General features: G+C 42.4%; 2 protein-coding genes. One reads left to right on the forward strand and one right to left on the reverse strand.

The annotated features are described in order from the left end of the window. Nucleotides 1-134: 134 nt before the first annotated feature. Nucleotides 135-1,241, reverse strand: a complete 1,107-nt coding sequence (locus AB4486_RS00745; protein ID WP_017062764.1) for a 1-acyl-sn-glycerol-3-phosphate acyltransferase — start codon at nt 1,239-1,241, stop codon at nt 135-137. Nucleotides 1,242-1,416: 175 nt separating this feature from the next. Here AB4486_RS00745 and AB4486_RS00750 point away from each other — a divergent pair, with 175 nt between their 5' ends. Next, complete coding sequence (locus AB4486_RS00750) at nt 1,417-2,043, forward strand: hypothetical protein (protein WP_017064307.1); 627 nt, start codon at nt 1,417-1,419, stop codon at nt 2,041-2,043. The last annotated feature ends 106 nt before the right edge of the window (nt 2,044-2,149 follow it).

Consider the following 2,149-nt stretch of genomic DNA (forward strand, 5'->3'; position numbering starts at 1 on the left):
TAATGCTCTAATGCTCTAATACGTTAATGCTCGATCGCAGCAACAAATGGTGATTCAGAAACAAAAAAGGAGCCCAAGGCTCCTTTTTCAATTCAATCAAGTTGCTAATCAACTAGCAAGCTAACTAACGCTCGTTAACCAATGTTCTTCACTGGGTTGGCGTAGCTATCGATCAAGTACTGACGCGCACCTTGTGGCAGGCTCGACAGTTTAGCTTCAAACTCTTGTTTAACGGCCGCTGTAATCGACTCATCTTCTTTTTCTGCTGCCAGCAAGTTTACTGGGAACAGTTTGTAGTTATCGTGGATCTGACGATCGATCTCTTCAGCAAGCGCTTCAGGCGTATCAAAATCTTGGTCGATAACCTGACCGAAACCAACGTGAACGCGTCCTTTATCACCGATGATGCCTTGAATGATACTTTCGATATCTTCAAACTCACCCTTTTCGTAACTGCCGTTTACGTCTTTTTCGAAAAGCTCTATCGCTTTAGCCGTGTCACATGGGTCGTTCTCGTAAGAAATAGCCACAGGAACAATCTTCAATGACTTCACGTATTCAGGGAAAGCAATTTTTTGCTTACGTCCTTCAACGTGGAACATTTTCAAAATTGCTGGCTCAGTAAAATCGTTACCGTCTTTCGCACGACCTTCCTTTTGAGCGATCCAGATTGAGTTGCCCGTTTCTAGAGAGTGCTTAATGTAAGAAGACAACTGCCCTAGCGCTTTCATCATCTCACGCGGTCCTTTCAAAGAACGCTTTACGATGAAGCTCTTGTTTAAACGCATCAATTCAGTCGCACATGGCTTTTTCAACAGGTTGTCTCCGATAGCGATACGACAAGTCTGATGATTATTTTGATGCAGAGCGTAATTTACTAACGCAGGATCCATAGCAATGTCACGATGGTTTGATACAAACAGATAAGCTTGGTTCGCATCCAGTGACTCGATACCCGTGTACGTCACACCGTTAGTGGTTTTCGCTAACGTGTCGCGTAAGTACTTTTTCACTTCAATCTGAATGGATTCAACGCTAGTCAGCTTGCTCCACTTCATTTTTAAGTACACACGCAAAATCGGGCTCATTAATGCTTTGAACCAAGACGCATGGTTTGAAAAACGGTAGTGCAAGATTGCACTGATAAATTCTTCATCATTAATAAGACGGTTTAGTGCCGCTGGAATTTCATCATCGCCGTAAGGACGAATATCAACATATGGATCGGTTGGAGAGGTCATTTTTTAATTCATATAATAAAAAGCTGGCTCATTCTACGCGTTGTTTTGACTTCTCGCAGCTACAGAGCCCATACTTTTGACAAGGTCAGACCAGAAACATTGAAAATCCCCTGTTATTGTTGGCATTCTTTAAGATTAACGGTAATCTTGACGCCCCAAAATTAAGGTACTATCTATGAACTTCGCTATTGAATATACATCGGCTTACTTTTCACACTTGGTGATCACACCACGCAAGAAAGTACTTAAACATAGCCTTGTATCGGTTCAAAGTGGCTTGGTTTTGATTAAGTTAGGCAAACAAGAGTATGCCGTTGAACCAGGACAAAGCGTCTGGATTCCATACGACTGCCTAACGTCACTGACCTACTTTCCAAACACTCAGGTTAACCGTGTCGATTTTTCTGTTCGTTTGACGGATTCATTCCCAAGACAAGCGGGTTACATCACGCAAACCAACCTCTCTTCGGCACTACTAGAAAAGCTAGAACAAACCAAAGCTCGCGCTTCTAATGCCAATAATACGGAACAAGCGTTTAAAGATATGCTTTCTGTATTGAAGCAAGAAGTGTTGTCGTTTAAACCCCTGCTTTGCGAAAGTGCTCTTTCTCAGCGATTCAATCAATGGAACATTGATGACTCAAACTTGCCACAAGAGCACACTCTGGTGATGGTGATGCGAGAAGCGAAGAAACGCATGCAGTCAGGTCAAAAACGTTCACTTGTGATTGATGATCTGTTCTCAGGTAAAGAAGAAGAGTTCGAGCAACTGTGTATGCTTGTTTTTGGTGAAGATTTATAGCTTGGCGGAAAGTGAGTGCTGGTATTAAAACTCGCAAGCCAGATACTAAAAAGCCGCAAAAACTGAGTTTTTGCGGCTTTTTTAATTCTCAGCATCTCAGCATCTC

This window comes from Vibrio sp. 10N.222.55.C6, assembly GCF_041473395.1.
In the GTDB taxonomy this organism is placed as follows: Bacteria; Pseudomonadota; Gammaproteobacteria; order Enterobacterales; family Vibrionaceae; genus Vibrio; species Vibrio crassostreae_C.